Source organism: Rahnella victoriana (genome assembly GCF_021276285.1).
Taxonomy (GTDB): domain Bacteria; phylum Pseudomonadota; class Gammaproteobacteria; order Enterobacterales; family Enterobacteriaceae; genus Rahnella; species Rahnella victoriana.
On record NZ_CP089919.1, the window covers coordinates 4,523,877 to 4,548,901 of the forward strand.

At 51.3% G+C, this 25,025-nt stretch carries 19 protein-coding genes, 2 tRNA genes and 1 other RNA gene; 12 read left to right on the forward strand and 10 right to left on the reverse strand.

Translation table 11 applies throughout. From position 1 onward, the window contains the following. Positions 1-90: 90 nt before the first annotated feature. From J9880_RS20815 to J9880_RS20835, 5 genes are all read left to right on the forward strand, one after another. Positions 91-1,464: an MATE family efflux transporter gene (locus J9880_RS20815; RefSeq protein WP_119826253.1), complete on the forward strand. Its 1,374-nt coding sequence runs from the start codon at positions 91-93 to the stop codon at positions 1,462-1,464. Between the two features lie 220 nt (positions 1,465-1,684). Continuing rightward, positions 1,685-1,761: transfer RNA gene (locus J9880_RS20820), tRNA-Val, on the forward strand. Between the two features lie 29 nt (positions 1,762-1,790). After that, positions 1,791-1,867 (forward strand) — tRNA-Val (locus J9880_RS20825). A 549-nt stretch (positions 1,868-2,416) separates the two neighbouring features. Further along, the gene (gene pykF / locus J9880_RS20830) at positions 2,417-3,829 is read left to right on the forward strand and encodes a pyruvate kinase PykF (protein WP_015697801.1); all 1,413 of its coding nucleotides are present in this window, start codon (positions 2,417-2,419) and stop codon (positions 3,827-3,829) included. A 293-nt stretch (positions 3,830-4,122) separates the two neighbouring features. Next, on the forward strand, positions 4,123-4,359 hold the full coding sequence (locus tag J9880_RS20835) for a major outer membrane lipoprotein (protein ID WP_056773575.1): 237 nt from the start codon (positions 4,123-4,125) through the stop codon (positions 4,357-4,359). Between the two features lie 203 nt (positions 4,360-4,562). On the opposite strand, the gene J9880_RS20840 is transcribed toward J9880_RS20835, so the two are convergent. From J9880_RS20840 to sufA, 7 genes are all read right to left on the reverse strand, one after another. Further along, complete coding sequence (locus tag J9880_RS20840; RefSeq protein ID WP_095921464.1) at positions 4,563-5,576, reverse strand: L,D-transpeptidase family protein; 1,014 nt, start codon at positions 5,574-5,576, stop codon at positions 4,563-4,565. Between the two features lie 262 nt (positions 5,577-5,838). Beyond that, positions 5,839-6,252 carry a cysteine desulfuration protein SufE gene (gene sufE, locus J9880_RS20845; protein WP_095921463.1) on the reverse strand — a complete coding sequence of 138 codons (414 nt, stop codon included), beginning with the start codon at positions 6,250-6,252 and terminating at the stop codon, positions 5,839-5,841. Between the two features lie 28 nt (positions 6,253-6,280). Beyond that, on the reverse strand, positions 6,281-7,501 hold the full coding sequence (gene sufS, locus J9880_RS20850) for a cysteine desulfurase SufS (RefSeq protein WP_232769879.1): 1,221 nt from the start codon (positions 7,499-7,501) through the stop codon (positions 6,281-6,283). Beyond that, positions 7,501-8,802: a Fe-S cluster assembly protein SufD gene (sufD, locus tag J9880_RS20855; RefSeq protein ID WP_095921461.1), complete on the reverse strand. Its 1,302-nt coding sequence runs from the start codon at positions 8,800-8,802 to the stop codon at positions 7,501-7,503. Before sufD ends, sufS begins: the two co-directional genes overlap by 1 nt. Continuing rightward, entirely contained in the window at positions 8,777-9,523 is a 747-nt protein-coding gene (sufC, locus tag J9880_RS20860) for a Fe-S cluster assembly ATPase SufC (protein WP_095921460.1), read from the reverse strand. The genes sufD and sufC overlap by 26 nt, the downstream gene beginning before the upstream one ends. 123 nt (positions 9,524-9,646) lie before the next feature. After that, positions 9,647-11,170, reverse strand: a complete 1,524-nt coding sequence (gene sufB / locus J9880_RS20865) for a Fe-S cluster assembly protein SufB (RefSeq protein ID WP_015697806.1) — start codon at positions 11,168-11,170, stop codon at positions 9,647-9,649. 46 nt (positions 11,171-11,216) lie between these two features. Then, entirely contained in the window at positions 11,217-11,588 is a 372-nt protein-coding gene (gene sufA, locus J9880_RS20870; protein ID WP_013576101.1) for a Fe-S cluster assembly scaffold SufA, read from the reverse strand. 457 nt (positions 11,589-12,045) lie between these two features. Between sufA and J9880_RS20875 the strand changes: the two genes are divergently transcribed. Then, the gene (locus J9880_RS20875) at positions 12,046-12,450 is read left to right on the forward strand and encodes a hypothetical protein (RefSeq protein WP_095921459.1); all 405 of its coding nucleotides are present in this window, start codon (positions 12,046-12,048) and stop codon (positions 12,448-12,450) included. A 116-nt stretch (positions 12,451-12,566) separates the two neighbouring features. Here J9880_RS20875 and J9880_RS20880 read toward each other — a convergent pair whose 3' ends face one another. Both J9880_RS20880 and ydiJ read right to left on the reverse strand, forming a co-directional pair. Further along, positions 12,567-12,986 carry a hotdog fold thioesterase gene (locus tag J9880_RS20880; RefSeq protein ID WP_133823548.1) on the reverse strand — a complete coding sequence of 140 codons (420 nt, stop codon included), beginning with the start codon at positions 12,984-12,986 and terminating at the stop codon, positions 12,567-12,569. A gap of 14 nt (positions 12,987-13,000) precedes the next feature. Beyond that, positions 13,001-16,057, reverse strand: coding sequence for a D-2-hydroxyglutarate dehydrogenase YdiJ (ydiJ, locus tag J9880_RS20885; RefSeq protein ID WP_119826266.1), 3,057 nt, complete (start codon positions 16,055-16,057; stop codon positions 13,001-13,003). 326 nt (positions 16,058-16,383) lie between these two features. Here ydiJ and ydiK point away from each other — a divergent pair, with 326 nt between their 5' ends. After that, positions 16,384-17,481 (forward strand): AI-2E family transporter YdiK, encoded by a 1,098-nt coding sequence (gene ydiK, locus J9880_RS20890; protein WP_095921456.1) that lies wholly within the window; start codon positions 16,384-16,386, stop codon positions 17,479-17,481. Positions 17,482-17,669: 188 nt separating this feature from the next. Next, positions 17,670-17,780, forward strand: an RNA gene (rprA, locus tag J9880_RS20895) — antisense sRNA RprA. 134 nt (positions 17,781-17,914) lie between these two features. Here the strand turns inward: rprA and ppsA are convergent. Then, entirely contained in the window at positions 17,915-20,290 is a 2,376-nt protein-coding gene (ppsA, locus tag J9880_RS20900; RefSeq protein ID WP_133823550.1) for a phosphoenolpyruvate synthase, read from the reverse strand. A 523-nt stretch (positions 20,291-20,813) separates the two neighbouring features. Here ppsA and ppsR point away from each other — a divergent pair. The 4 genes from ppsR (at position 20,814) to J9880_RS20920 (ending at position 25,011) form a co-directional block, all read left to right on the forward strand. After that, complete coding sequence (gene ppsR / locus J9880_RS20905; RefSeq protein WP_232769880.1) at positions 20,814-21,635, forward strand: posphoenolpyruvate synthetase regulatory kinase/phosphorylase PpsR; 822 nt, start codon at positions 20,814-20,816, stop codon at positions 21,633-21,635. A 128-nt stretch (positions 21,636-21,763) separates the two neighbouring features. Next, a complete protein-coding gene (locus tag J9880_RS20910; RefSeq protein ID WP_095921453.1) occupies positions 21,764-22,810 on the forward strand; it encodes a 3-deoxy-7-phosphoheptulonate synthase in 1,047 nt (348 codons plus the stop codon). Between the two features lie 339 nt (positions 22,811-23,149). After that, the gene (locus tag J9880_RS20915; RefSeq protein WP_232769881.1) at positions 23,150-24,184 is read left to right on the forward strand and encodes a hemin-degrading factor; all 1,035 of its coding nucleotides are present in this window, start codon (positions 23,150-23,152) and stop codon (positions 24,182-24,184) included. Continuing rightward, positions 24,181-25,011 carry a heme/hemin ABC transporter substrate-binding protein gene (locus J9880_RS20920; protein ID WP_119826276.1) on the forward strand — a complete coding sequence of 277 codons (831 nt, stop codon included), beginning with the start codon at positions 24,181-24,183 and terminating at the stop codon, positions 25,009-25,011. The genes J9880_RS20915 and J9880_RS20920 overlap by 4 nt, the downstream gene beginning before the upstream one ends. The last annotated feature ends 14 nt before the right edge of the window (positions 25,012-25,025 follow it).

A 25,025-nucleotide genomic window follows, 5' to 3' on the forward strand; every position in this document is an offset into this window, starting at 1 on the left:
CGATGTACAATCTTCGGACTATTTTTCTCTGTTCAATGCCGCGTCTTGTGGCTTTTTTTATTCAATATAATCAACAAAAAAGGTGTATCTGTGCAGAAGTACCTTGCAGAAGCGCGGGTGTTATTAGCGCTTGCCATCCCGGTCATCCTTGCGCAAATAGCTCAAACCTCCATGGGCGTGGTGGACACTATAATGGCCGGCTCCGTCAGCGCAACGGACATGGCTGCCGTCGCCGTCGGTACCTCCATCTGGTTGCCCGCGATTTTATTCGGTCACGGCTTATTATTGTCGCTGACACCAACCATTGCACATCTCAATGGCGCAGGCCGCCGCGACAAAATAGGTCATCAGGTCCAGCAGGGTTTCTGGCTGGCTTCCGGCGTCTCCGTTCTGGTCATCGCGGTGTTGTATCAGAGCAACCATATTCTCGACCTGATGCACAATATTGATCCTGAGCTGAAAGCGAAAGCCGTCGGCTATCTGCACGCCATCATGTGGGGCGCGCCGGGCTATCTGTTTTTCCAGGTGCTGCGCGATCAGTGTGAAGGGTTGTCCAAAACTAAGCCGGGCATGGTCTTCGGCTTTATCGGCCTGCTGGTCAATATTCCTGTTAACTACATTTTCATTTACGGGAAATTTGGTGCGCCCGCGCTCGGCGGTGTGGGCTGCGGCGTGGCAACCGGCACGGTGTATTGGGTGATGTTCTTTATGATGCGCATTTATGTGCGCCACAATCGCGCCCTGCGTGATACTCAGCCACATTCGCGCTTTGCTAAACCTGACTGGCCGACGCTGCGCCGCCTGATCCAGTTAGGCATGCCGATTGCGCTGGCCTTATTTTTCGAAGTGACGCTATTTGCGATCGTTGCCCTGCTGGTCTCCCCGCTGGGTATCGTGGCGGTTGCCAGCCACCAGATCGCCCTGAATGTCGGTTCGCTGATGTTTGTGATCCCCTTATCGCTGGGGGTTGCTGCCACCATCCGGGTAGGCTCGCGGCTGGGTGAATCCTCCGTCGAGGGCGCAAAAGTGGCTGCTTATACCAGTATCTGTACGGGCATTATGATGGCCTGTTGCACCAGTCTGACGGCCATCATTTTCCGCGAGGACATTGCTTCTCTTTATAATGACAGCCCGGAAGTGGTGACGCTGGCGTCGCATCTTTTAATCTTTGCGGCGCTGTTCCAGATTTCAGATGCGGTACAGGTTATCGGCAGCGGCGTGTTGCGCGGCTATAAAGACACACGTTCAATCTTCTATATTACCTTTGTGGCCTACTGGGTGCTGGGGCTGCCGGTGGGATATACCCTCGGTCTGACCGATTTTCTGGTGCCACGTATGGGGCCGAGCGGTTTCTGGTGCGGATTTATTCTGGGCCTGACCTTCGCCGCGTTGATGATGACGTTACGGATGCGCTGGTTGCAGAAACAGCCCTCTTATACCATTTTGCAAAAAGCGGGCCGTTGATCCCCTTCCGCTTTCCGCGGGCCGTGAATGTATGTCCCGGTGCGCGGAATTTTCAGCCAGTACGCTGGCTGTTATGCCTAAAAAAACAACGCAATGCACATAAGCTCGGCAGTCACGCACAATATGACAGGAAAATGTCTTTTTTCCCTTGCCAGTATTCAGAGAGGTCGTTAATATTCGTCCCCGTCGCCAACACTGGCTGACGAAAAAGAAAAACGATGCGTCCGTAGCTCAGTTGGTTAGAGCACCACCTTGACATGGTGGGGGTCGGTGGTTCGAGTCCACTCGGACGCACCATCTTTCTTAGCAGTACCGTTGCATATTGTGCGTCCGTAGCTCAGTTGGTTAGAGCACCACCTTGACATGGTGGGGGTCGGTGGTTCGAGTCCACTCGGACGCACCAAAGCAACTTCCCAAACTCTCCTCTTGCAACACACTCCCTCAAAACACCCTGAACATTTCCTGACAGATTTCTCATGACCTTTTGAATTTACGTTAAGTCATCCGTTTGTATTTTTTTAAGATTATTTCCCGTATGTGTCATTTTTGAAAGTTGCGTGAACAAAGCGTTATCGCCTGTGCTTTCTCCCCTGCCCGCATTGGATAATTTCAAAACAACGTTCCGAAATCTGCGCTAAGCTTGCGCCGCATCACGTTTTTTATTTGGTTTCCCAACCTGATCCCCTCTATAATACGCATCGTCTCTTCGATTGAATGGTTTCAGCCCCTTGATCTGTCGATATCGCACTTATAAAAGCGTGACCACTCCAGTAGCGATGATAAATCGCACAAATCGCTATGCTTTGGCTGAACTTACTACACCATTCCTTTCACAGTCTTCTACGCTTAGTAATGATTTGATTCAACCAGGCAACACCCCAATTCCGCGCGGGCAGCCATGCTGTCAGGCAAACACTTTTCCAATCCATCACAACTTGTAGATAAAATCGTCATGAAAAAGACCAAAATTGTTTGTACCATCGGCCCGAAAACCGAATCCGAAGAAATGCTGACCAAACTGCTTGATGCAGGCATGAACGTTATGCGTCTGAACTTCTCCCACGGTGATTATGAAGAGCACGGTCAGCGCATTCAAAATATCCGCAACGTGATGGCGAAGACCGGTCACAAAGCGGCAATTCTGCTGGACACCAAAGGTCCTGAAATCCGCACCATGAAACTGGAAGGCGGCAAAGACGCTTCTCTGGTTGCGGGCCAGACTTATACCTTTACCACTGACCAAAGCGTGATCGGTAACACCGAACGTGTTGCTGTCACTTATCAGGGCTTCGCCGCTGACCTGAAAATCGGCAACACCATTCTGGTGGACGATGGTCTGATCGGCATGGAAGTGACTAACGTCACCGAAACTGAAGTGACCTGTAAAGTGCTGAACAATGGCGATCTGGGCGAAAACAAAGGCGTTAACCTGCCAGGCGTTTCTATCGCTCTGCCAGCGTTGGCTGAAAAAGATAAGCGCGACCTGATCTTCGGTTGCGAACAAGGCGTTGATTTCGTTGCGGCTTCTTTCATCCGTAAACGTTCTGACGTTCTGGAAATCCGCGAACACCTGAAAGCACACGGTGGCGAGCACATTCAGATCATCTCCAAAATCGAAAACCAGGAAGGCCTGAACAACTTCGACGAAATCCTCGAAGCTTCTGACGGTATCATGGTTGCACGTGGCGACCTGGGCGTTGAAATCCCGGTTGAAGAAGTGATCTTCGCGCAGAAGATGATGATTGAGAAATGTAACCGTGCGCGCAAAGTGGTCATCACCGCGACGCAAATGCTCGATTCCATGATCAAAAACCCACGCCCTACCCGCGCTGAAGCTGGCGACGTGGCGAACGCCATCATCGACGGTACCGACGCAGTCATGCTGTCCGGTGAAAGTGCGAAAGGTAAATACCCGCTGGAAGCAGTGACTATCATGGCCACCATCTGCGACCGTACTGACCGCGTGATGCAAAGCCGCATCGATGGCCAGAACGAAAATCGCAAACTGCGCATCACTGAAGCAGTGTGCCGCGGTGCTGTTGAAACAGCTGAGAAACTGGATGCACCATTGATCGTGGTCGCAACCAGCGGCGGTAAATCAGCAAAAGCCGTGCGTAAATACTTCCCGCATGCGACTATCCTTGCCCTGACCACCAATGAAATCACTGCACGTCAGTTAATCCTGACAAAAGGCGTAGTGACTCAGCTGGTGAAAGAGATTGCTTCTACTGACGACTTCTACCGTATCGGTAAAGAAGCCGCGATTGAAAGTGGTCTGGCTCAGAAAGGTGATATCGTTGTCATGGTTTCTGGCGCACTGGTTCAGAGCGGCACAACCAATACTTCTTCGGTGCATGTTGTTTAATTAAAAACGTGACCATGAGCATTAATGAGCGCCGCAAAATGTGGCGCTCATTTATTCAAAAAGTATCTTGTTTCATAAAAAGTGCTAAAAGCAGTCGCTGCAAAATTGGGATAAGTCCCATGGAATACGGCTGTTTTCGCTGCAATTTTTAACTTTTTCGTAAAAAAAGATGCTTCTTTGAGCGAACGATCAAAATATAGCGTTTACCGGCAAAAAATTATTCTCATTAGAAAATAGTTTGTGTAATACTTGTAACGCTACATGGAGATTAACTTAATCTAGAGGGTTTTATAATGAATCGCACTAAACTGGTACTGGGCGCTGTAATCCTGGCTTCAACTATGCTGGCTGGTTGTTCAAGCAATGCTAAAATCGACCAACTGTCTTCAGACGTTTCTACTCTGAACTCTAAAGTTGACCAACTGAGCAACGACGTGAACGCAATGCGTTCTGACGTTCAAGCAGCTAAAGACGATGCAGCTCGCGCTAACCAACGTCTGGACAACCAAGCTCACGCTTACAAGAAGTAATATTTACTTCTCTAGTTCAATGGCGCACTCAGTGCGCCATTTTTTTTGCCTGCAAAACGCTTTCCCTTATCCTGCCAACCTGTCAATCATCAATCCTGTATGGCTATAAAACGCCTTCTATCACCCTCCTGAATGTCAGACATAAAAAAGGAGCCATAATGGCCCCTTTTGATTACATCCCAGCTATCGCTTTCCTGTGACGTTTACTGCGTGCTGGCGGTCGTCACTGCCGGTTCACCTGACGTCGCGGTCTGCGGTTCATTGATAACCGGCGGTATATCGCCCGCTTTATCACCCACACTCACTACGACCGGCATCCCGGAACGGCGTTTTATCGCCTCTTTCACCATCTCTGCATTGGTTTCGTCGCTTTTAACGAATTTCTTCATTGCAGCAGTCAGCGGGATCGGTTTGGTTTGCGGATCATCTTTTTCAGTATGAGATAACGGCTGATGCACCTCGATATAGCGTTTCCCGTCCGGTTCGATATCGTACTTGATCGGCTGATTGATGATCTGTACGCGTGTTCCTTTCGGCACGGAATTGAACAGCGCTTCAATGTCATCCGGACGCAGGCGGATACAGCCGGAGCTGACTCGCATGCCGATGCCAAAATTGGCATTCGTCCCGTGGATCAGATATTGCCCCGTGCCTGCTGACAGACGCATGGCAAACAATCCCATCGGATTATCCGGCCCGGCAGGCACCATGCCCGGCAAAGTGATGCCATCTTTCAGATAGGCTTTGCGGATATTGGCAGTAGGCGTCCAGGTTGGATTGGGGATCTTCTGGCTGACGGATGTCACCATTTCCGGCGTGTTGCGGCCCAGCTGACCAATACCTATCGGATAGACGATGACCTTATCTTCGCCCTTCGGATAATAATACAGACGCAGTTCGGCCAGATTAACCACGATCCCTTCGCGTTTGGTATCCGGCAGCAACATCTGCGATGGAATGGTCAGCACCGTCCCGGCTTTCGGCAAATAAGGATCCGTTCCGGGATTGGCTTCCAGCATAGCGATCAATCCGATCTGGTATTTTGCCGCCACATCTTCCAGCGGTTTACCATCGTTGGGCACCACATACGTAGTGTTTTCGCCAATCAGGCGGCTGTTCTCTGGTGGCAAGGGATATTCCGCTGCACTTGCGGTCATGGTATGCGTGGCCATCATAGTGCCCACTAACATCGCCAGAAGGGGTAATGCGCGTCTCATACTCAGTCCTTTTTCGGCCTGCGCTCAGCGAATCTGAGGCAAGACAATTTATCTTGTCTGGTAATACTAGCAGCGCAGAATTTCATGGCAATCAAACCACGGTAAATCAGAAAGTTACCTGTCAGAAAACGGAATTAAAAGCCGGAGGATAGAGAGTTGAAAAATCAGGACTAAAAAGCAAAAACGTGAGGAGAAAGACGGGATTTGCTTTGCTCATTAGCAGATAAATCCTAATGAGCAAAGCAGCGTACGGACGCCGAAATTACGACAGTTCCGCAGCTTTGGCGCGAATGGAGCGGATCATCGCTTCCAGCCCTTGCGAGCGTGAAGGCGTCAGATGCTGGCTCAGTTCCAGTTCAGTGAAGAACGGACGGACATCCAGTTCCACCACATCACGCGGCGTTAAACCCTGATACAGGCTGAATACAATCGCGACCAGACCTTTAACGATAGCGGCATCACTGTCACCTTCGAAAGTCAGCCCGCCATTTTCATCGGTGTGCATCACAATCCATACCTGACTCTGGCAGCCTGAAATCAGGTTCTTATCCTGACGATGCGCTTCCGGCAATGCCGGTAACTGGCCACCTAACTCAATCACATACAGATATTTTTCTTCCCAGTTCGGGCACCGGGAAAAGTTTTTAACTAACTTATTTTTATCTGGCAAAGCCATAACAACATCCTGATCAAGGCTGCCGGGATTACCCCAACAACCGGTGAATACGCTGCAGTCCCGCGACCAGACGGTCGACTTCTTCCCGGGTATTGTACATCGCAAGCGACGCACGGCACATAGCCGGCACACCATAGAAGGACATTAATGGCATCGCACAGTGATGGCCGGTGCGGATAGCAATACCGTATTGATCAAGGAAACTGCCGACATCATAGGCGTGATGTTTGCCAAGGTTGAACGCGATGACCCCTGCGCGACTCGCCGGACCGTAGATCTGTATGTCCGGTACTGTCGCCATCTGTTCGAGGGCATAGTTCATCAGTTCCTGTTCATAAGCATGGATATTCTCCAGACCCAGTTCAGTCACATATTCCATCGCCGCACCTAATCCCATAATCCCGCCGGTATTAGGTGTGCCCGCTTCGAAACGCCACGGGGCGGCCGCGAAGGTCGTACCTTCCGTCAGGCTGACGTGCTTGATCATCGAACCGCCGCCTTCCCAGGCAGGCATCTGATCCAGCAAGGCTTTGCGGCCATACAGAATACCGATGCCGGTCGGCCCGTAAAGTTTATGCCCGGACCAGACATAGAAATCACAGCCCAGTGCCTGCACGTCGATCGCATGGTGCATGACCGCTTGTGCGCCGTCGATCAGAACGGTCAGCCCGGCCGCTTTCGCCTGCGGGATGATTTTTTCGATCGGATTCACGGTGCCCAGCACGTTAGAGACATGCGCCATCGTCAGCAATTTAGTGTGCGGCGTAATCAGCGATTCGAGCTGTGACACATCCAGCTCGCCGTCCGGCGTAAGATGCCAGACATCAATATGCAAATCGCGTTCTTTCGCCAGCATCTGCCATGGCACGATGTTCGCGTGGTGTTCCATTTCAGTCAGAATGATGTGGTCGCCGGGCTGTAAAAATGCACGCCCCCAGGTATTGGCGACCAGGTTAATGGCTTCCGTGGAACCTTTGACGAAGACAATTTCTTCCGCCGATGCGGCATTCATGAATTGTGCGGCCTGAGTGCGGACGTTTTCCATCTGCTCAGTCGCTTCTGCGCTCATGGTATGAATGCCGCGGTGAACCGCAGCATAACCTTGCTCGAAGAATGACATTTCACGTTGAATGACCTGACGCGGTTTCTGTGCGCTGGCCGCGCTGTCAAGGTAAGCCAGCGGCTGGCCGTTGACTTCACGGCTCAGCACAGGGAAATCGCTACGTACTCTTTCCAGTGGAAAACTCATTACTTACCTCGATTGAGTCGGCCTGCAATACGGGCAATCACGACTTCACGCAGGGTTTCATTCTCAATGGCTTCCGTCAGTTCAGCGGCAAAAGCAAAGATGATCATTTGCTGAGCATCCTGACCGCTGATCCCACGGGTACGCAGATAGAAAAGCTGTTCGTCGTCGATACGACCCACTGTCGCACCGTGGCTGCACTTCACGTCATCGGCATAAATTTCCAGCTGAGGTTTGGTATCAACTTCAGTGTGTTTGCCCAGCAACAAGTTGTTGTTGGTCATTTTGCCGTCAGTTTTCAGTGCATGCTGCGCCACTTTGATCATGCCGTTGAAAATCGCTTTAGCACGATCGTTCACGATCACTTTGTGAAGCTGGTTGCTGTTGCAATAGCCTTTGTTGTGTTCCAGATACGTGCGGGTATCGGCAATCTCAGAATCAACCGGCAGAACCAGACTGTTGATATCCAGATTGCTGTTCTCGCCGTTCAGTTGCGCGCTGGTGTTATTACGGGTCAGACCCGCGCCCAACAGGAAACTGTGGCTGGACACACGGGCGTCACGCCCGATGACCAGATCATTGTGCGAGAAGTGGAAACTGGCCTGGCTTTCGAACGCCAGTTTGTAATGCGTGAAATCTGCATTATCGCCCACATTCACGGTCATACGCGCACCGGTGAAATGCCCCTGATCGTTGAGACTCAGATAGTGTTCGATCACTTCGGCATTCGCACCGTTTTCAATCGCCAGATGATAGCGATGATGAACAGTATTCATTTCACGTGACTGATCACGACCACTGCTCAGATGTAACAGATACAGCGGTTTTTCAGCTTGCTTGCCCGCAGGCAAACGCACGGTAAACGGATCCTGTGCCAGACTTTCTGTCAGGTGTAAAAACACCTCTGACTGAATCGGATCCGGCAACGTTTGTTGCGCAGACGGGCTCAGTTTTTCGATTTCAAACGCACCGGTGTCGCTGTCGCTCAGGCTCGCATCAAAACGGCCATCCACGAAAACCAGACGGTAACAATCCAGTGGCAATGCCAGGGATTTCACTTTCTCAACCGTCAGCGCCTGCTGCTGAGGAGCAAAGAACTGATTGCCCAGCAGTGAGGAAACCGGCGTGTATTTCCAGTCTTCCAGTTTGGCATGCGGAAAACCGAGACGCAGCACCTGTTGCCAGTGCGCATGTGCGTGGGGAGATTGCTCACCGCCACGGCTTTCAAAAAGACGGTAAAGTTGCTGCATGGCGTGCGAACTGCCCGCCGCAGGGACATTACTCTTCGTCGGTAAGCCAGCCATAACCTTGCTCCTCTAACTGTTTAACCAAGGTGAAATCGCCGGATTTAACAATGCGGCCCTGATACAAAACGTGCACGTAGTCAGGCTTGATGTAGTCGAGGATACGCTGGTAGTGGGTAACGATAACGAATGAACGTTTGCCGTCACGCAATGTGTTAACACCGTCAGAAACGATCTTCAGCGCATCGATGTCCAGACCGGAGTCTGTTTCATCAAGGATGCACAGATTTGGCTCAAGTGCCGCCATTTGCAGAATGTCGTTACGCTTCTTCTCACCGCCGGAGAAGCCAACGTTCACTGAACGGGTCAGCAAATCGGCAGGCATCTTCAGCATCGCGATTTTCTCTTCGATAAAATCGGCGAAGTCAAAACGATCCATGGCTTCCTGACCACGGTATTTACGTACCGCATTCACTGCGGTTTGCAGGAAGAAATGGTTGGTCACGCCCGGAATTTCTACCGGATACTGGAAAGCCATAAATACGCCTTCGCCAGCGCGATCTTCAGGCGCCAGTTCCAGCAAATCTTTACCGTTGAACATTACGGAACCGTCGGTCACTTCGTAATCTTCACGGCCAGCCAGTGTCGCGGAGAGTGTACTTTTACCTGAGCCGTTCGGACCCATGATGGCGTGTACTTCACCCGGTTTGATCTCCAGATCAAGTCCTTTCAGAATTTCCTTTTCTTCGACACGGACCTTCAAATTCTTAATGCTTAACATACGTATCCTTGAGTTTGCGCCTGCGCGCTCATAATTCTGTTTATGCTTTGACTGTGCTGAACTCAAACCTGCCCGACGACCACATCACACCCTGCGACGTCGGGAGGAAAAGCGTACGGAGAATTAACCGACGCTGTGTTCAAGGCTGATCGCCAGCAGTTTCTGTGCTTCGACAGCAAACTCCAGCGGCAGCTCGGAAAAGACATCTTTACAGAAACCGTTAACAATCATGGAAATAGCATCATCTTCGCTGATACCACGTTGCAGACAGTAGAACAGCTGATCATCGCCGATTTTTGACGTCGTGGCTTCATGTTCCAGCTGAGCCGTGTTGTTACGCACTTCAACATACGGGAACGTATGTGCGGCACTGTCGGCACCAATCAGCATGGAGTCACACTGCGTAAAGTTACGGGCGTTTTCAGCACTCGGCAGGATCTTCACCAGACCGCGATAGCTGTTCTGGCTGTGACCGGCAGAAATACCTTTAGAGATGATGGTCGACTTGGTGTTTTTACCAATGTGGATCATCTTGGTGCCGGTATCTGCCTGTTGCTTGCCGCTGGTCAGCGCAACCGAGAAGAATTCACCGATGGAGTTATCCCCTTTGAGGATCACGCTCGGGTACTTCCAGGTAATCGCTGAACCGGTTTCAGACTGCGTCCAGGACATCTTAGAACCTGCGCCTTCGCACAATGCACGTTTGGTCACGAAGTTCAGAATACCGCCGCTGCTGTCTTTGCTGCCGGAGAACCAGTTCTGCACGGTGGAATATTTCACTTCCGCGTCTTTGTGCAGGATGACTTCTACGACCGCTGCGTGCAGCTGGTAGGTGTCACGTACCGGCGCCGAGCAACCTTCGATGTAACTGACATAACTGCCTTCGTCAGCAATCAGAATGGTACGTTCGAACTGACCGGTTTTCGCCGCGTTAATACGGAAATACGTCGACAGTTCCATCGGGCAACGCACGCCTTTTGGCACGTAAACAAAGGTACCATCAGAAGCAACGGCGGCATTCAGCGCGGCGAAGAAGTTATCCTGTGCAGGCACCACGGTCCCGAGGTATTTACGTACCAGATCAGGATATTCGTGAATGGCTTCGCCGAATGAGCAGAAAATCACGCCCGATTCCGCCAGCTTATCGCGGTAAGTCGTGGAGACAGAAACGGAGTCGAAGATTGCATCGACCGCGACTTCTTTGCCTTCACGAACCGGAACACCCAGCTGCTCAAAGGCTTTTTCTACTTCACTGGTGAGGTAGTTTTTACCGTCAAGCGCAGGAATGCTGTGAGAATCTTCCGGAGGTTGCTGCGTGGCGCCAGGCTGAGAACCGCAGGTATCATCGCAGCTGCCACAGGATGGCGCGGAATAATAGCTGTAATCCTGGTAATCAAGAGGCGTGTAATACGCTTTGAGCCAGTGCGGTTCTTCCATTTTCAACCAGGCATGATAAGCCTGCAGACGGAACTCCAGCATCCACTCAGGCTCGTTGCGCTTTGCGGAAATCGCACGCACCACATCTTCGTTGATGCCTGATGCTAATTCATCGGTTGCCAGCTGGGTAAAGAACCCTTCCTTGTAATTCGTCCCCTCGCCGACCCAAGACTGCACATCATCTGGAATTTCTACGTTGCTTCGTGACATGTTGGTTACATCGCTTTGTTTACAATAATCTTAGAAACAGAAAGTCTTAAACACCGAAACTTTCGCCACACCCGCAGGCATGCTGAGCTTTAGGATTATTGAATTTAAATATCTGATTCAGTCCTTCACGGACAAAATCCACCTCGGTTCCGTCGATGAAAGGCATGGCCTTCAGCGGAACAAACAGCAAAGCGCCGTCATGTTCAAACACCAGGTCATCGCTGGCCGGTTGTTTGGTTAAATCCAGAACGTAGCCGAAGCCGGCGCAGCCCGATTGTTTCACGGAGAGCTGGAGACCTTTGACCTCGGGATCCTGTGCCACCAGCGTGTTAATCTGTTTGGCTGCAGAATCAGTCAGGCTCACACCTTGCCATACGTTGTCGTCTAAAGAGAAAGAGCCGACAGTTTCAGTTTGCATCTGTCTTACCTCATATTTTTACGGTCATAGACAAGACCTATTGTCTCTATTCTAGTGATAACGTTAATCACTTCAACCTCTTGTTTTAAGAGGGTATAGCGATGACGCATAAGGAAAGACACTCAATGCGTATCGCCTTTACATCCGGCCGCTGGCGGGTCTTGAACACCGCAACCATCAACTGATTGAATAAATTGTCAATTTTTTGTTAAAAATTTAAAATAACCCTATAAATGCTAAGGTTTAATAGCTTTCATTGTGTCTATTATAAAACATTCATCGGAAATGCCTATTTATGAATTCGACATAATCGAAAGAATAAGGCTCTTTTTGCTTAGCTGCTTTTGAGCAACAAAATGAAAAAAACCGGATGAAATCGTTGATCCGGTGATTTTTTGCCAATATGATAGTCATTCTTTGATAATGATTATCATTCAGATAACCCGGAATACTGAGAATGGCTCAATCGGTAAATGCGTGGTTGCAAGGCAAGATCGACGACTATAAATCCAGTGTCCGCGATGCGACGGTGGATTTTTATATGGCGGATGCTGCCTTGCGACGCCCTGAAGCACATCTCTGCCAGCTCAAACGTTTTAACAGTATCTGTCTGGATATGGCCAATCTGTGTCTGCAAAACGGGGATGACCACAGCTATCTGCATGCTTTATGCAAATTACACAACCGGCTGATACTGGAAATCAACAGTGTTGTCCGCTGCGAACTCTTCCGTGTTCAGAGCTATCATTTTGCGCGACATACGTTAAAACTCATTTGTCAGTATTATGCCATGATGGGCATCTGGGAAAAAGCAACAGCCTTTCAAACTGACTTTGCCAAGCGCGTCCCTTTCCAGCTTTAATTCTTTTTCAATAAGTTACGCCTTGCTTTAAGCCAAATAAAAAAGCGGACACATATAACATGTATCCGCCTCTCAGAGATATCAACCGTGCCACACGCCGCGATTAATAGCCTACATCAATGTTCTATCACCATGGTGGTCAGTCGCGACACACAGCAAAGATTGCCTTTCTGATCAAAAATCTCAATCTGCCATACCTGACTCCGGCGTCCGGTACGTAAGGCACGGCATACACCGCGCACCTGCCCTTCCCTTGCTGACTGCATATGGCTGGCATTAATTTCCACGCCGACCACGGTCTGATTGCCCTCGCAGCACAGATAGCCCGCCATTGATCCAAGGGTTTCGGCCAGCACTACAGATGCGCCACCATGAAGTAAACCAAATGGCTGGGTCGTACGGGCATCCACCGGCATTGTCGCTTCGAGGAAATCCTCTCCCAGTACCGTAAATTCAATGCCCACATGCCCGACCATGCATCCCTGACTGCGCTGATTCAGGGCTTCCAGCGTGGTACTCCGTTTCCAGAATGACATCGTGCTTCCTTTTGTTAGGGAATGATTTCCAGCAAAGCCTGCAGCGGGTGACGAACGCCGTTGCCTTCAATGCGTTTTACCTGACTGCGACAGGAATACCCGGTTGCCAGACAGCGCTGACGCGGCAACCGCTGCAAGGAGGTATGCCAGGAGAGCTCATAAATCCCCAGTGAGTTTTGGAGATTTTTGGTTTCGTGACCGTAGGTGCCGGCCATACCGCAGCAGCCCACGCTGACGTTTTCCAGCTTCGCACCATAACGGGCAAAGATGTCGCTCCACTGTTTGCTGCTGTTTGGTAACGCGGTACTTTCGGTACAGTGCCCGAACAAATACCAGGACTCGCCGCTTTGCTGTTGTGCAGGACGTTCTGCCAGCCAGCTGTCGAGCCATTCATGCACCAGTTGAACCTGGAATGAACCCCGGGCATCGCCAAGGATTTCTTTATATTCATCGCGATAACAGAGCACCAGCGCCGGATCGACCCCCACCAGCGGCATACCTAACTGCGCTACACGGTTCAGAAACTGCGATGTTTTCTTCGCTGTTTTTGCAAAACGAGTCAGGAACCCTTTGATATGCTGCGCTTTACCATTGGGTGAGAATGGCAACAGTACCGGCTTCAGTCCCAGTTTTTCAATCAGTTGCACAAAATCAGCCACGACCTTTGCATCATAGAAACTGGTAAACGGATCCTGCACGACCAGCACATAGTCGTTTCGTTGCGCTGGCGGGATAGCCTCCAGCTGTTCCAGCGTCATGTTGCTGGCACGATGGCCTGACAGTTGTTCCCGCAGCGTCGGGGAAGACAGCAGGGGCAAATCCACCATGCCAATACTCTTCCGGCTCATCTCCCTGACCCACGGTTGTTTAAGGAAGAAGTTGAACAATTTAGGGGCTTTCGCCATCAGCGGTGCATAACTTTCAACACTGGCGACAACATGGTCGCGTGCCGGACGCAGATAGCGCGTGTGATATAGCTGTAGGAAGCGGGAACGGAAGCCCGGCACATCAATCTTGATAGGGCATTGCGTTGAGCAGGCTTTGCAGGCCAGACAACCCGACATCGCTTCTTTCACTTCGTGTGAGAAGTCATATTCGCCTTTACTGGCATGCCAGCTATTGCGGGTGCGGTCGATCAGGCTGCGGAAACTCAACCCTTTTTCCGGCAACGCATTTTCCAGTACCAGCGGGTCCACACCCTGCTCTGACAATAACCGCAGCCATTCGCGCACCAGTCCGGCACGGCCTTTCGGCGAGTGAATGCGGCTGCCGGTGATTTTCATCGACGGGCACATCGGGCTTTTGACATCAAAGTTAAAGCACAGACCGTTGCCATTACACTCCATGGCGCCACGGAAAGACTGACGAACCTCCAGCGGAATACGACGATCGAGTGTTCCGCGTTTAGCCGCATCCACTTTCATCATCGGTTCATCGCATTCCAGCGGCGCGCAAATTTTGCCGGGGTTCAGACGGTTATCAGGGTCGAACACCGTTTTGATGCGGCGCAATTCATGGAACAGTGCCTCGCCAAAAAATGCCGGACTGTATTCCGCACGGAAACCTTTGCCGTGTTCCCCCCACAGTAATCCGCCGTATTTGGCGGTGAGCGCCACCACTTCATCAGAGATCTGCTTGAGCAACATTTCCTGCTGCGGGTCGCACATATCCAGCGCGGGACGCACATGCAATACCCCGGCATCCACATGACCGAACATGCCATAACTCAGGTTATGGCTGTCGAGCAGTGCACGGAATTCAACAATGTAATCCGCCAGATGCTGAGGCGGCACGCAGGTATCTTCTGCAAACGGCAGCGGTTTAGCCTGCCCCTTCGCGTTACCCAGCAAACCGACGGCTTTTTTTCGCATATTATAAATACGCTCGATTCCTGCCAGGTCGGCACAAATCTGATAGCCGATGACGCCGCCTTCTTTATCACTCATCAGACCGTCAAGCCGCTCGCATAACGCACTCACCTGACTTTCAATCAGCTCAGCGTCATCACCGGCGAACTCGACAATGTTCAACCCCTGCATGTCTTTGCCTTCAACATCCGTGATGTAATCACGAACGCTGTGCCAGACAATGTCTTCTCGCGCCAGATTCAGTACCTTGGAATCGACGGTTTCCACAGACAGCGCTTTGGCTTCCACCATAAACGGCGCGTTGCGCAGTGCTGAGTTGAACGAGTCATATTTAATATTGACCAGACGGCGCACTTTCGGGATGGGGGTGATGTTCAGCCGCGCTTCGGTAATAAAGGCCAGCGAACCTTCTGAACCGGTCAGAATGCGGGTCAGATTGAAGGTTTGCAGATCGTCGCTCAGTACATGGCGCAAATCATAACCGGTCAGAAAACGGTTAAGTTTCGGGAATTTTTCGATCACCAGCGCACGGTTATCACGACAGCTGTCCAGCACGGTGCGGTAAATCCGCCCGATAACCGAATCTTCTTCACCCAGCTTATCCGCCAGAGCCGTAGGGATTGCGGTGGTATCGAGCATATCGCCGCCGAGCACGATGGCCCGGACACCGAGCACATGGTCGGAGGTTTTACCGTATACCAGTGACCCCTGCCCCGACGCATCCGTGTTTATCATGCCGCCCAGTGTGGCGCGGTTACTGGTCGAGAGTTCAGGGGAAAAGAAATAACCAAACGGACGCAGGTAATCATTGAGCTGGTCTTTAATCACACCGGCTTCCACTTTCACCCAACCCTGTTCGGTATTGATATCCAGAATGCGGTTCATATGACGGGACATATCCACCACAATACCGCGGTTAAGTGACTGGCCGTTGGTGCCGGTGCCGCCGCCGCGTGGCGTGAACACCAGCGTTTTGAAACGTTCCTGTCCTGCAAGACGCGCAATCAGGGCGACGTCCGACGTGGCAAGCGGGAATAACACCGCATCAGGCAACAGCTGATAGACACTGTTGTCTGTGGCCATCGTCAGTCTGTCGGCATAAGTTGTTGTGAGATCACCCGTAAAACCATTGCTTTTTAACGCTTCCAAAAAATCGAGCACCAGCTGGATGACACCCGGCGCCTGAGAAATCTGTGGGATCATTGAATTATGACTCTTTCTTTGTTGTATGCCTGGCGGGCCCGAGGCGACCTGCCGGATCTGCGGGGCAGATCCACCCTGTTCTTTACCCAGAATAAAAACTAACATACTTCGTTTTTAAGCGCTCCGTCTGGTTGACCTTTGTTGCAGATGTTTCATGACATCTCGCAAAAAGCACTCGTTGCAACAACGCGTTGCAACTTATTGTGTGGCGCACTATCCAAATGCCGCTTGGTGTTCCATGCTTATTTTATGACTGACGTTGTCTGACACATTTTTTGAGGCACAGGGTTCGTGCCTTATTTCGTTTATCCATATGAGAAACATGAATGAATCTCCCAATTAAACGTTATGACTTACCCCAGATTATGTTCGGGGTTCTGTTTATTGCCCTGATGACCGTTGCCAGCATCTGGATTGTCCAACCCTTTATTCTCGGGTTTGTCTGGGCCGGAATGGTGGTCATCGCCACATGGCCGCTGATGATCAGGCTTCAGCGCCTTCTCTGGGGACGCCGTTTCCTGGCCGTCATTATCATGACGCTGCTGTTGATCCTGTTGTTCGTCATGCCTATCGCCTTGCTGGTCAGCAGCGCGGTGGAAAACGGCGCACCGCTGGTCGAAATTGCCAGCCATCCTTCTTCGTTACACATGCCAGATTTTCAGTGGCTGAATGCGATCCCGCTGGTGGGTCATAAACTCTACAACGGCTGGCATGCGCTGATTAATGGCGGCGGTAATGCGCTGATGAGTAAAGTGCAACCCTACGTCGGACAAACTGCTGCATGGTTTGTGACACAAGCGGGTCATCTGGGTCGCTTTATCGTGCACTGTGCGCTGATGTTGTTATTCAGTGCGCTGCTTTACAGCCGTGGGGAAAATGTTGCGATGGGCATCCGTCATTTCGCGGTGCGTCTGGCGGCAGAGCGCGGTGATGCGGCAGTGATCCTTGCCGGTCAGGCGATCCGGGCCGTGGCATTGGGCGTGGTGGTGACTGCGATTGTTCAGTCTGTGCTGGGCGGTATCGGGCTGGCAATCGCCGGTATCCCTTACGCCACGGTGCTGACGGTCGTGATGTTCGTCTGCTGTGTCGCGCAAATCGGGCCATTGCTGATATTGATCCCGGCCATCATCTGGCTGTACTGGTCTGGTGACAATACCTGGGGCACCGTGCTGCTGGTGTGGAGTTGCGTGGTCGGCTCACTCGATAACGTACTGCGCCCGGTTCTTATCCGGATGGGTGCAGATTTGCCGATGTTACTGATTTTATCCGGCGTTATCGGTGGCCTGTTTGCCTTCGGTATGATTGGCCTGTTCATCGGACCGGTTGTGCTGGCGGTATCCTATCGCCTGATTTCACTTTGGGTGAATGAAGCACCGGAACCTGATGCAGATCCAGTCGAGGCACTGAAAGCACTGGACGAGTAATTTCATCACGCGTTAATGCATCACAGGCGTTGCTCCGAAAATTTAACGGGCAACGCCTTTTTCTTTATTCAAATCCCGCCATGACTTTTTAACCGAAAACAACATCCCGCTTCATCCATGAGAATGAGAATAAACTCTATTAGGAGAATTCTTACAGACTAAATACATTGAGAAACTTAGTATTATTAACAGTTCGGATTTCAACTCACTGATTTATATACATGCTTTCCCCTGAGCCTGTATACCCCAAATTGCTGTGTGTAGTCTTTGCCTGTCTCCCAAGACGGGCTTTTTTTTTAATCTTTTTCCCGCCATTTTGTTATTTTTTCCTTCATCCTTATTCTTTTTTATTTCTCGAAATGAGCGGCTCAGAAAAAAGAAAAGGCCATCACCTGTAAGTGACAGCCTTTAATTTAGGGCATTAGGAATTTATTTACTTCTCAGCCAGCGCCAGCCAGGTTTGTACGACAGTATCAGGATTCAGCGACAAACTGTCGATGCCCTCATCCATCAGCCACTGGGCAAAGTCCTGATGGTCTGACGGGCCCTGCCCACAGATACCGACATACTTACCCTGTTTCTTGGCGGCTTTGATGGCCATCGACAGAAGCGCTTTCACGGCGTCGTTACGTTCATCAAAGAGTTCAGACACCACACCCGAATCGCGATCCAGCCCCAGTGCCAGCTGAGTCATGTCGTTAGACCCGATCGAGAAGCCATCAAAGTGTTCCAGGAACTGATCTGCCAGCAAGGCATTTGACGGGATTTCACACATCATGATCACTTTCAGACCATTTTCGCCGCGTTTCAGCCCCTGGTTTGCCAGCTCAGCCACCACCGCTTCAGCCTGTGCCACGGTACGTACAAACGGAATCATCACTTCAACGTTCGTCAGCCCCATATCATTGCGCACCCGTTTCATTGCCTCGCATTCAAGCGCGAAGCAATCACGGAAGCTGTCAGCAACATACCGACCGGCGCCACGGAAACCTAACATCGGGTTTTCTTCATGAGGTTCGTATTTCTCGCCACCGACCAGATTGGCGTATTCATTTGATTTGAAATCAGATAAACGGACGATCACACGCTTTGGCCAGAACGCCGCGCCCAGTGTAGAGATCCCTTCCGTCAGTCTTGCGACGTAATATTCTCTCGGGCTGTCATAACCCTGAATGAGTTTGCTGATCTCTTCCTGAAGCTCTGGCGTTTGCTGGTCAAACTCCAGCAATGCTTTTGGATGCACGCCAATCATGCGGTTGATGATGAATTCTAAACGCGCCAGTCCGACGCCTTCGTTTGGCAGACAGGCGAAATCAAACGCACGATCCGGGTTGCCAATATTCATCATAATTTTCAGCGGCAATGCCGGCAGTTCATCAATTTCTGAACTCTGCACGGAGAAATCCAGCTCATCCTGATACACATAACCGGTGTCGCCTTCAGAACAGGAAACCGTCACTTTCTGGTTTTCTGTCAGTTTTTCGGTGGCATCGCCACATCCGACCACCGCAGGAATGCCCAGTTCACGGGCAATAATGGCCGCGTGACAGGTACGGCCGCCACGGTTGGTGACAATTGCCGAGGCTTTTTTCATGATCGGCTCCCAGTCGGGATCCGTCATGTCGGTCACCAGCACATCACCGGCTTTAACGTGGTGCATTTCGCTGATGTCATGAATGATTTTGACCGGACCGGCACCGATACGGTGGCCGATTGCACGCCCTTCTACCAGCACGTTGCTGCTGCCATTGAGCTGATAGCGTTCCATAACCTGACCGTTTGAACGCACAGTCTCCGGACGCGCCTGTACGATATACAGTTTGCCGTTATGCCCGTCTTTCGCCCATTCGATATCCATCGGACGACCATAGTGTTTTTCAATCAACAGAGCCTGACGCGCCAGCGCCTGAACTTCGTCATCCGTCAGTGAAAAACGGCTGCTCAGTTCGGCAGGGACATCTTCAATCTGTACCTGCTTGCCGTGTTCCTGACTCGGTGCATACACCATGCGGATTTTTTTCGAGCCCATCGTGCGGCGCACAATCGCGGGTTTTTTCTTCTCCAGCGTCGGTTTGTGCACGTAGAACTCATCCGGATTCACCGCGCCCTGAACCACCATTTCACCGAGGCCGTAAGCCGAGGTAATAAACACCACCTGATCAAAACCTGATTCCGTATCGATGGTGAACATCACGCCCGCCGCAGCGAGATCTGAACGCACCATGCGCTGCACACCGGCCGAAAGCGCGACGCCACGATGGTCGTAACCCTGATGCACACGATAAGAAATCGCGCGGTCATTAAATAAAGACGCATAAACATGTTTCACCGCGGTCAGCACGGCATCAAAGCCCTGAACATTCAGGAAGGTTTCCTGCTGCCCGGCGAATGAGGCATCCGGCATATCCTCCGCAGTGGCCGAGGAACGAACAGCAAATGAGGCATCTGGCTCACCCTCGGAAAGCTGCTGATAAGCTTCGCGGATGGATTTTTCCAGTTCAGGCTGGAAGGGTGTTTCAATGATCCACTGACGGATTTGGGTGCCCGCTTTAGTCAGTTGCCCGATATCATCCACATCCGTTTTATCCAGCAATTCATGGATTCGGTGGTTTACGCCGCTCTGATCGAGAAAATCATTGAATGCCTGAGACGTCGTGGCAAAACCGTTAGGAACGGAAACACCCAGATCAGACAGATTGGTGATCATTTCCCCGAGGGATGCGTTCTTGCCCCCGACTTTATCAACGTCGTTCATACCCAGTTGGTTGTACCAGATAACATTGCGTAAATCGGGATCGAGATGAGCCATGAAACAGTCCTTTCTTAATTTATTTACAGTAAAGGTCAGGAGGAATGCGAACCGGTTATTCAGTCGTTGCCTGCCACCTTTTTGAGGGGTTTTAACAACGCTGTCATTTTGAGACTAGCATAATGATCCATAAGGAACAGACAGGTGAATCGATCCAGCAAATCAAACTATTTTTGTTTAGGAAAATTCCAGCGCTTCAAATTTTGTGATCGGGACAAAATCGTTATTATTCCTTATGAATCATGGATAAATCGCATCTAGTTTCTCAGCGGAATTAATGCTATCAGAGCTGCTGAAGTTCTGCTGAAGCAATTCAAAAAGCTGCGAGATATCGTGGAAAATTTAAAATGCCATTTCATTTATTACAGCCATTTTGCGCACTGCCTCGCAGCAATGAACAGAACATCCCGCAGCAGAAGAATTAGGCTTTTTATTTCCGCGAATTCTGGTTATTACTAAATACGCACCGGAAGGGTGTGATGAGCCGATCAGTAAATGAAGTGATATCAATCAGGAGCAGTGCGTGGACAGAAGCGTGTTTTATATTTCCGACGGTACCGCCATCACGGCTGAGGTGTTAGGCCATGCTGTGCTTTCTCAATTTCCGGTCAACGCGACAACTTACTCGTTGCCCTTTGTAGAAAGTGAAGAACGCGCCAAAGCGGTCTGCCGCCAGATCAATGACATTTATGAAAAAACCGGTGCCCGCCCGCTGGTGTTTTATTCCATCATTTCACCCAATATCCGCGACATCATTAAAGGCAGTGAAGGCTTTTGTCAGGACATTGTTCAGTCACTGGTTGCGCCCCTGCAAAATGAACTCGGTGTAGATCCGACCCCTATCGCCAACCGCACTCACGGCCTGACGGCAAGCAACATCAGCAAATATGATGCCCGTATCGCCGCGATTGATTACACACTGGCGCATGACGACGGCATCTCCCTGCGTAATCTCGATCAGGCGCAGGTCATTTTGCTCGGCGTGTCCCGCTGCGGTAAAACGCCCACCAGCCTCTATCTGGCGTTGCAGTTTGGTATCCGTGCCGCTAACTATCCCTTTACCGCCGACGACATGGACAACATCCAGTTACCCGCCGCCTTAAAGCCACATATGCACAAGCTGTTCGGGCTGACGATTGACCCGGAACGTCTGACGGCAATTCGTCAGGAGCGTGTTGAAAACAGCCGTTATGCCTCTTTACGCCAGTGCCGGATGGAAGTCTCCGAAGTTGAAGCCTTATTTCGCAAGAACCAGATCCGCTACCTCAACAGCACAAATTATTCCGTTGAGGAGATTTCAGCGAAGATCATGGACAGCTTTGGCATGAGCCGACGTATGTTCTGAATCCTTTTACTGATGTGGATGGCATATCCTGCCAACAGTGGTTGAATTCGTCGGTTTTTGCGTTATTGTGATCGGCATCACTTCCCGGTATTCCTGCCGCAGAGAAGAAACAAATTTTCGAGAACACGATGTCACAAACAGATGAACTGCGTACGACGCGCATCGACAGCCTGATCACGCCTCAGGCACTGGCAGACAAATTGCCAATTTCCCCGTCGGTCGCACAACACGTGATGGAATCACGTAAACGGATTGAAAAGATTATCAGTGGTGAAGATCAGCGGTTGCTGGTCGTTGTCGGTCCCTGCTCTATCCACGATATCGAAGCGGCTATTGATTACGCGGGTAAGCTCAGCGTAATGCGTGAAAAGTATCAGGACCGTCTTGAAATCGTCATGCGTACCTACTTTGAAAAGCCACGTACTGTTGTCGGCTGGAAGGGCCTGATCTCAGACCCGGAACTCAACGGGTCTTGCCGGGTTAATGACGGTATTGAGCTGGCGCGTAAAGTGCTGCTGACCGTCAACCAGATGGGTATCCCGACCGCCACTGAGTTTCTGGATATGGTGATCGGCCAGTATATTGCCGACCTCATCAGCTGGGGTGCCATCGGTGCCCGCACCACGGAAAGCCAGATCCATCGCGAAATGGCATCGGCGCTGTCTTGCCCGGTAGGTTTCAAAAACGGGACGGATGGCAACACCCGTATCGCCATTGATGCGATCCGGTCTTCACGCACCAGCCATATGTTCCTGTCGCCGGACAAAAATGGTCAGATGACCATTTACCGCACCGCCGGTAACCCTTACGGGCATGTGATTATGCGTGGCGGTAAAAAGCCGAATTATCATGCGGATGATCTTGAGCAAGCCTGTCTGAATCTGGCGGAATTCGATTTACCTCAGCGTCTGGTGGTCGATTTCAGTCATGGCAATTGCCAGAAACAGCACCGCCGTCAGCTGGAAGTGGCAGACGATATTTGCCAGCAAATCATCAGCGGTTCGACCGCCGTTGCGGGCATTATGGCGGAAAGCTTCCTGGTTGAAGGCACTCAGCCTATCGTCGCGGGTAAGCCACTGGTTTACGGCAAATCGATTACCGATCCTTGCCTGAGCTGGGAAGATACCGAAACCTTGCTGGAGATGCTGGCAAACGCCACCGACAGCCGCTTTTGATCACCTCGCTGTAACCTGACTGAGGGCAACAAATGTTGCTCTATTTACTCTCTTCTTATGGCTGACACCCTGTCAGCACTGTCTGTTTCAGTTTCTTAAATGCTGCTTCCCCTCTTAAATGAAGAGGTTATCAGCGAAAAATTACATCCCCGCCACAAAAATTTCCTTGATGTGTTCTGGCAATGATTTGATAATGATTATCAAATTGATATTAATTCCCATTACTATCCATGGATAATCCGGGCTTCTGACCCGAATATTTTTACAAATCATTCACATAACATCGCGAGTTTTTATCCGCGCACCTCGCGGATGACTTTAGAAAACGAGGAGACAGCAATGCATTCAGTTCACTATCAGGACTATTTACAGGCCAAAGAAGCCAATCCCGGTAAATATGCCCGCGATCTGGCGGAAATTTTGGGGATCAGCGAAGCGGAGTTAACCGCCCTGCGCGTTTCCCACGATGCCTCACGACTGGATGTTGATGCCCGCACGCTCCTCGCTGCGCTGGAAAATGTCGGTGGCACCAAATCCATTACCCGTAACGACTATGCAGTGCATGAACAACAGGGCCGTTACGAGAACCAACATCTGAACGGCCATGCAGGTCTGATCCTTAACCCGCGTGCGCTGGATCTGCGTCTGTTCCTGCAACACTGGCAGCATATTTTCAGCATGTCAGAAACCACTGCCCGTGGCGTGCGTCACAGCATTCAGTTCTTCGATGCGCAGGGCGATGCGGTGCATAAAGTCTATAACACTGATGAAACCGATATGGCGGCATGGGACGCGCTGATCGCGCAGTACAAAAGTGATGTTAACCCGCCGTTGCTGCCTGAAGCCGCGCCGGCAGTACCTGCCCTGAATGCCGCCGATGCCCAGGCTATCGATGCTGACTGGCGCGCAATGACCGACGTTCATCAGTTCTTCCAGTTATTGAAACGCCATGACATCACCCGTCAGCAGGCTTTCCAGGCTGTCGGCGACGATCTGGCATGGCGTGTCGAAAATGGTTCGCTGACCCGCTTACTGAACATCGCCAAAGAAGACCAGAATGAAATTATGATTTTCGTCGGTAACCGTGGCTGTGTGCAGATCTTCACCGGGCAGATTGAAAAAGTCATGCCGCACGGTGAATGGATTAACGTCTTTAACTCACGCTTCACACTGCATCTGGTAGAAAGTGCCATTGCACAAAGCTGGATCACCCGTAAGCCAACCAAAGACGGTTTCGTGACCAGTCTGGAATTGTTCGCTGCCGATGGCACCCAGATCGCGCAACTTTATGGTCAGCGCACCGAAGGCAATCCGGAGCAAACGCAGTGGCGCGAGCAGCTGGCTCAGCTCAGTCATGAAGGCGTAGCCGCATGAAATACACGCTGAAAACACTGATGGCTGCCGCTTTTTTGCTGGCGGCTCCGGCGTTGCAGGCGGCTGAAAAGCTGATCAGCATCGGTGGCGATGTTACTGAGATTGTCTACGCACTGGGCGCAGGCAATGAGATGGTCGCCCGTGACAGCACCAGCCTGCATCCGCAGGCGGTACTGGCGCTGCCGGATGTCGGCTATATGCGCCAGCTGAACACGGAAGGCATTCTGTCCATGCACCCTTCGCTGGTGCTGAGCAGTGAACTGGCTGAGCCTTCGCTGGTATTACAGCAGCTGGAGCAAAACGGCGTGAAGGTTGTCCGGGTCCCGGGCACGCCTTCTGCTGATACCGTGCCGAAAAAAATCGAGGTGATTGCTGCGGCGCTGAACCGTCAGGCAGAAGGTGACAAACTGATCGCGACGTATCGTGCTCAAATTGCTGCCATTCATCACGATGCCCTGCCGGTGAAAATGCTGTTTGTGATGAGTCACGGTGGCATGTCCTCGATGGCGGCCGGTCAGAATACCGCCGCAGATGCGATGATCACCTCCGTCGGTGCGCAAAATGCCATGCAGGGGTTCAGCCGTTATCGCCCGCTCTCGCAGGAAGGTGTGATCGCCAGCGCGCCGGATATCATTCTGCTGACGTCAGACGGCGTCAAATCACTGGGCGGAATGGATCAGGTGTGGAAATTACCGGGTGTGGCCATGACGCCTGCGGGCAAAAACAAGCGCGTGCTGGTGCTGGATGATATGTCATTGCTGGGCTTCGGCCTGCAGACCCCGGCCGTGATGGCGCAGCTTCGTCAGGCAGCGGAACAGCACCCATGAGCAGCATGAGCCCT

Excerpts from the sequence above, each read along its gene's own strand:
- pykF (WP_015697801.1), top strand. The coding sequence starts at position 2,417 with ATGAAAAAGACCAAAATTGTTTGTACCATCGGCCCGAAAACCGAATCC.
- J9880_RS20835 (WP_056773575.1), top strand. The coding sequence starts at position 4,123 with ATGAATCGCACTAAACTGGTACTGGGCGCTGTAATCCTGGCTTCAACT.
- J9880_RS20840 (WP_095921464.1), bottom strand. The coding sequence starts at position 5,576 with ATGAGACGCGCATTACCCCTTCTGGCGATGTTAGTGGGCACTATGATG.
- sufE (WP_095921463.1), bottom strand. The coding sequence starts at position 6,252 with ATGGCTTTGCCAGATAAAAATAAGTTAGTTAAAAACTTTTCCCGGTGC.
- sufS (WP_232769879.1), bottom strand. The coding sequence starts at position 7,501 with ATGAGTTTTCCACTGGAAAGAGTACGTAGCGATTTCCCTGTGCTGAGC.
- sufD (WP_095921461.1), bottom strand. The coding sequence starts at position 8,802 with ATGGCTGGCTTACCGACGAAGAGTAATGTCCCTGCGGCGGGCAGTTCG.
- sufC (WP_095921460.1), bottom strand. The coding sequence starts at position 9,523 with ATGTTAAGCATTAAGAATTTGAAGGTCCGTGTCGAAGAAAAGGAAATT.
- sufB (WP_015697806.1), bottom strand. The coding sequence starts at position 11,170 with ATGTCACGAAGCAACGTAGAAATTCCAGATGATGTGCAGTCTTGGGTC.
- sufA (WP_013576101.1), bottom strand. The coding sequence starts at position 11,588 with ATGCAAACTGAAACTGTCGGCTCTTTCTCTTTAGACGACAACGTATGG.
- J9880_RS20875 (WP_095921459.1), top strand. The coding sequence starts at position 12,046 with ATGGCTCAATCGGTAAATGCGTGGTTGCAAGGCAAGATCGACGACTAT.
- J9880_RS20880 (WP_133823548.1), bottom strand. The coding sequence starts at position 12,986 with ATGTCATTCTGGAAACGGAGTACCACGCTGGAAGCCCTGAATCAGCGC.
- ydiJ (WP_119826266.1), bottom strand. The coding sequence starts at position 16,057 with ATGATCCCACAGATTTCTCAGGCGCCGGGTGTCATCCAGCTGGTGCTC.
- ydiK (WP_095921456.1), top strand. The coding sequence starts at position 16,384 with ATGAATCTCCCAATTAAACGTTATGACTTACCCCAGATTATGTTCGGG.
- ppsA (WP_133823550.1), bottom strand. The coding sequence starts at position 20,290 with ATGGCTCATCTCGATCCCGATTTACGCAATGTTATCTGGTACAACCAA.
- J9880_RS20910 (WP_095921453.1), top strand. The coding sequence starts at position 21,764 with ATGTCACAAACAGATGAACTGCGTACGACGCGCATCGACAGCCTGATC.
- J9880_RS20915 (WP_232769881.1), top strand. The coding sequence starts at position 23,150 with ATGCATTCAGTTCACTATCAGGACTATTTACAGGCCAAAGAAGCCAAT.
- J9880_RS20920 (WP_119826276.1), top strand. The coding sequence starts at position 24,181 with ATGAAATACACGCTGAAAACACTGATGGCTGCCGCTTTTTTGCTGGCG.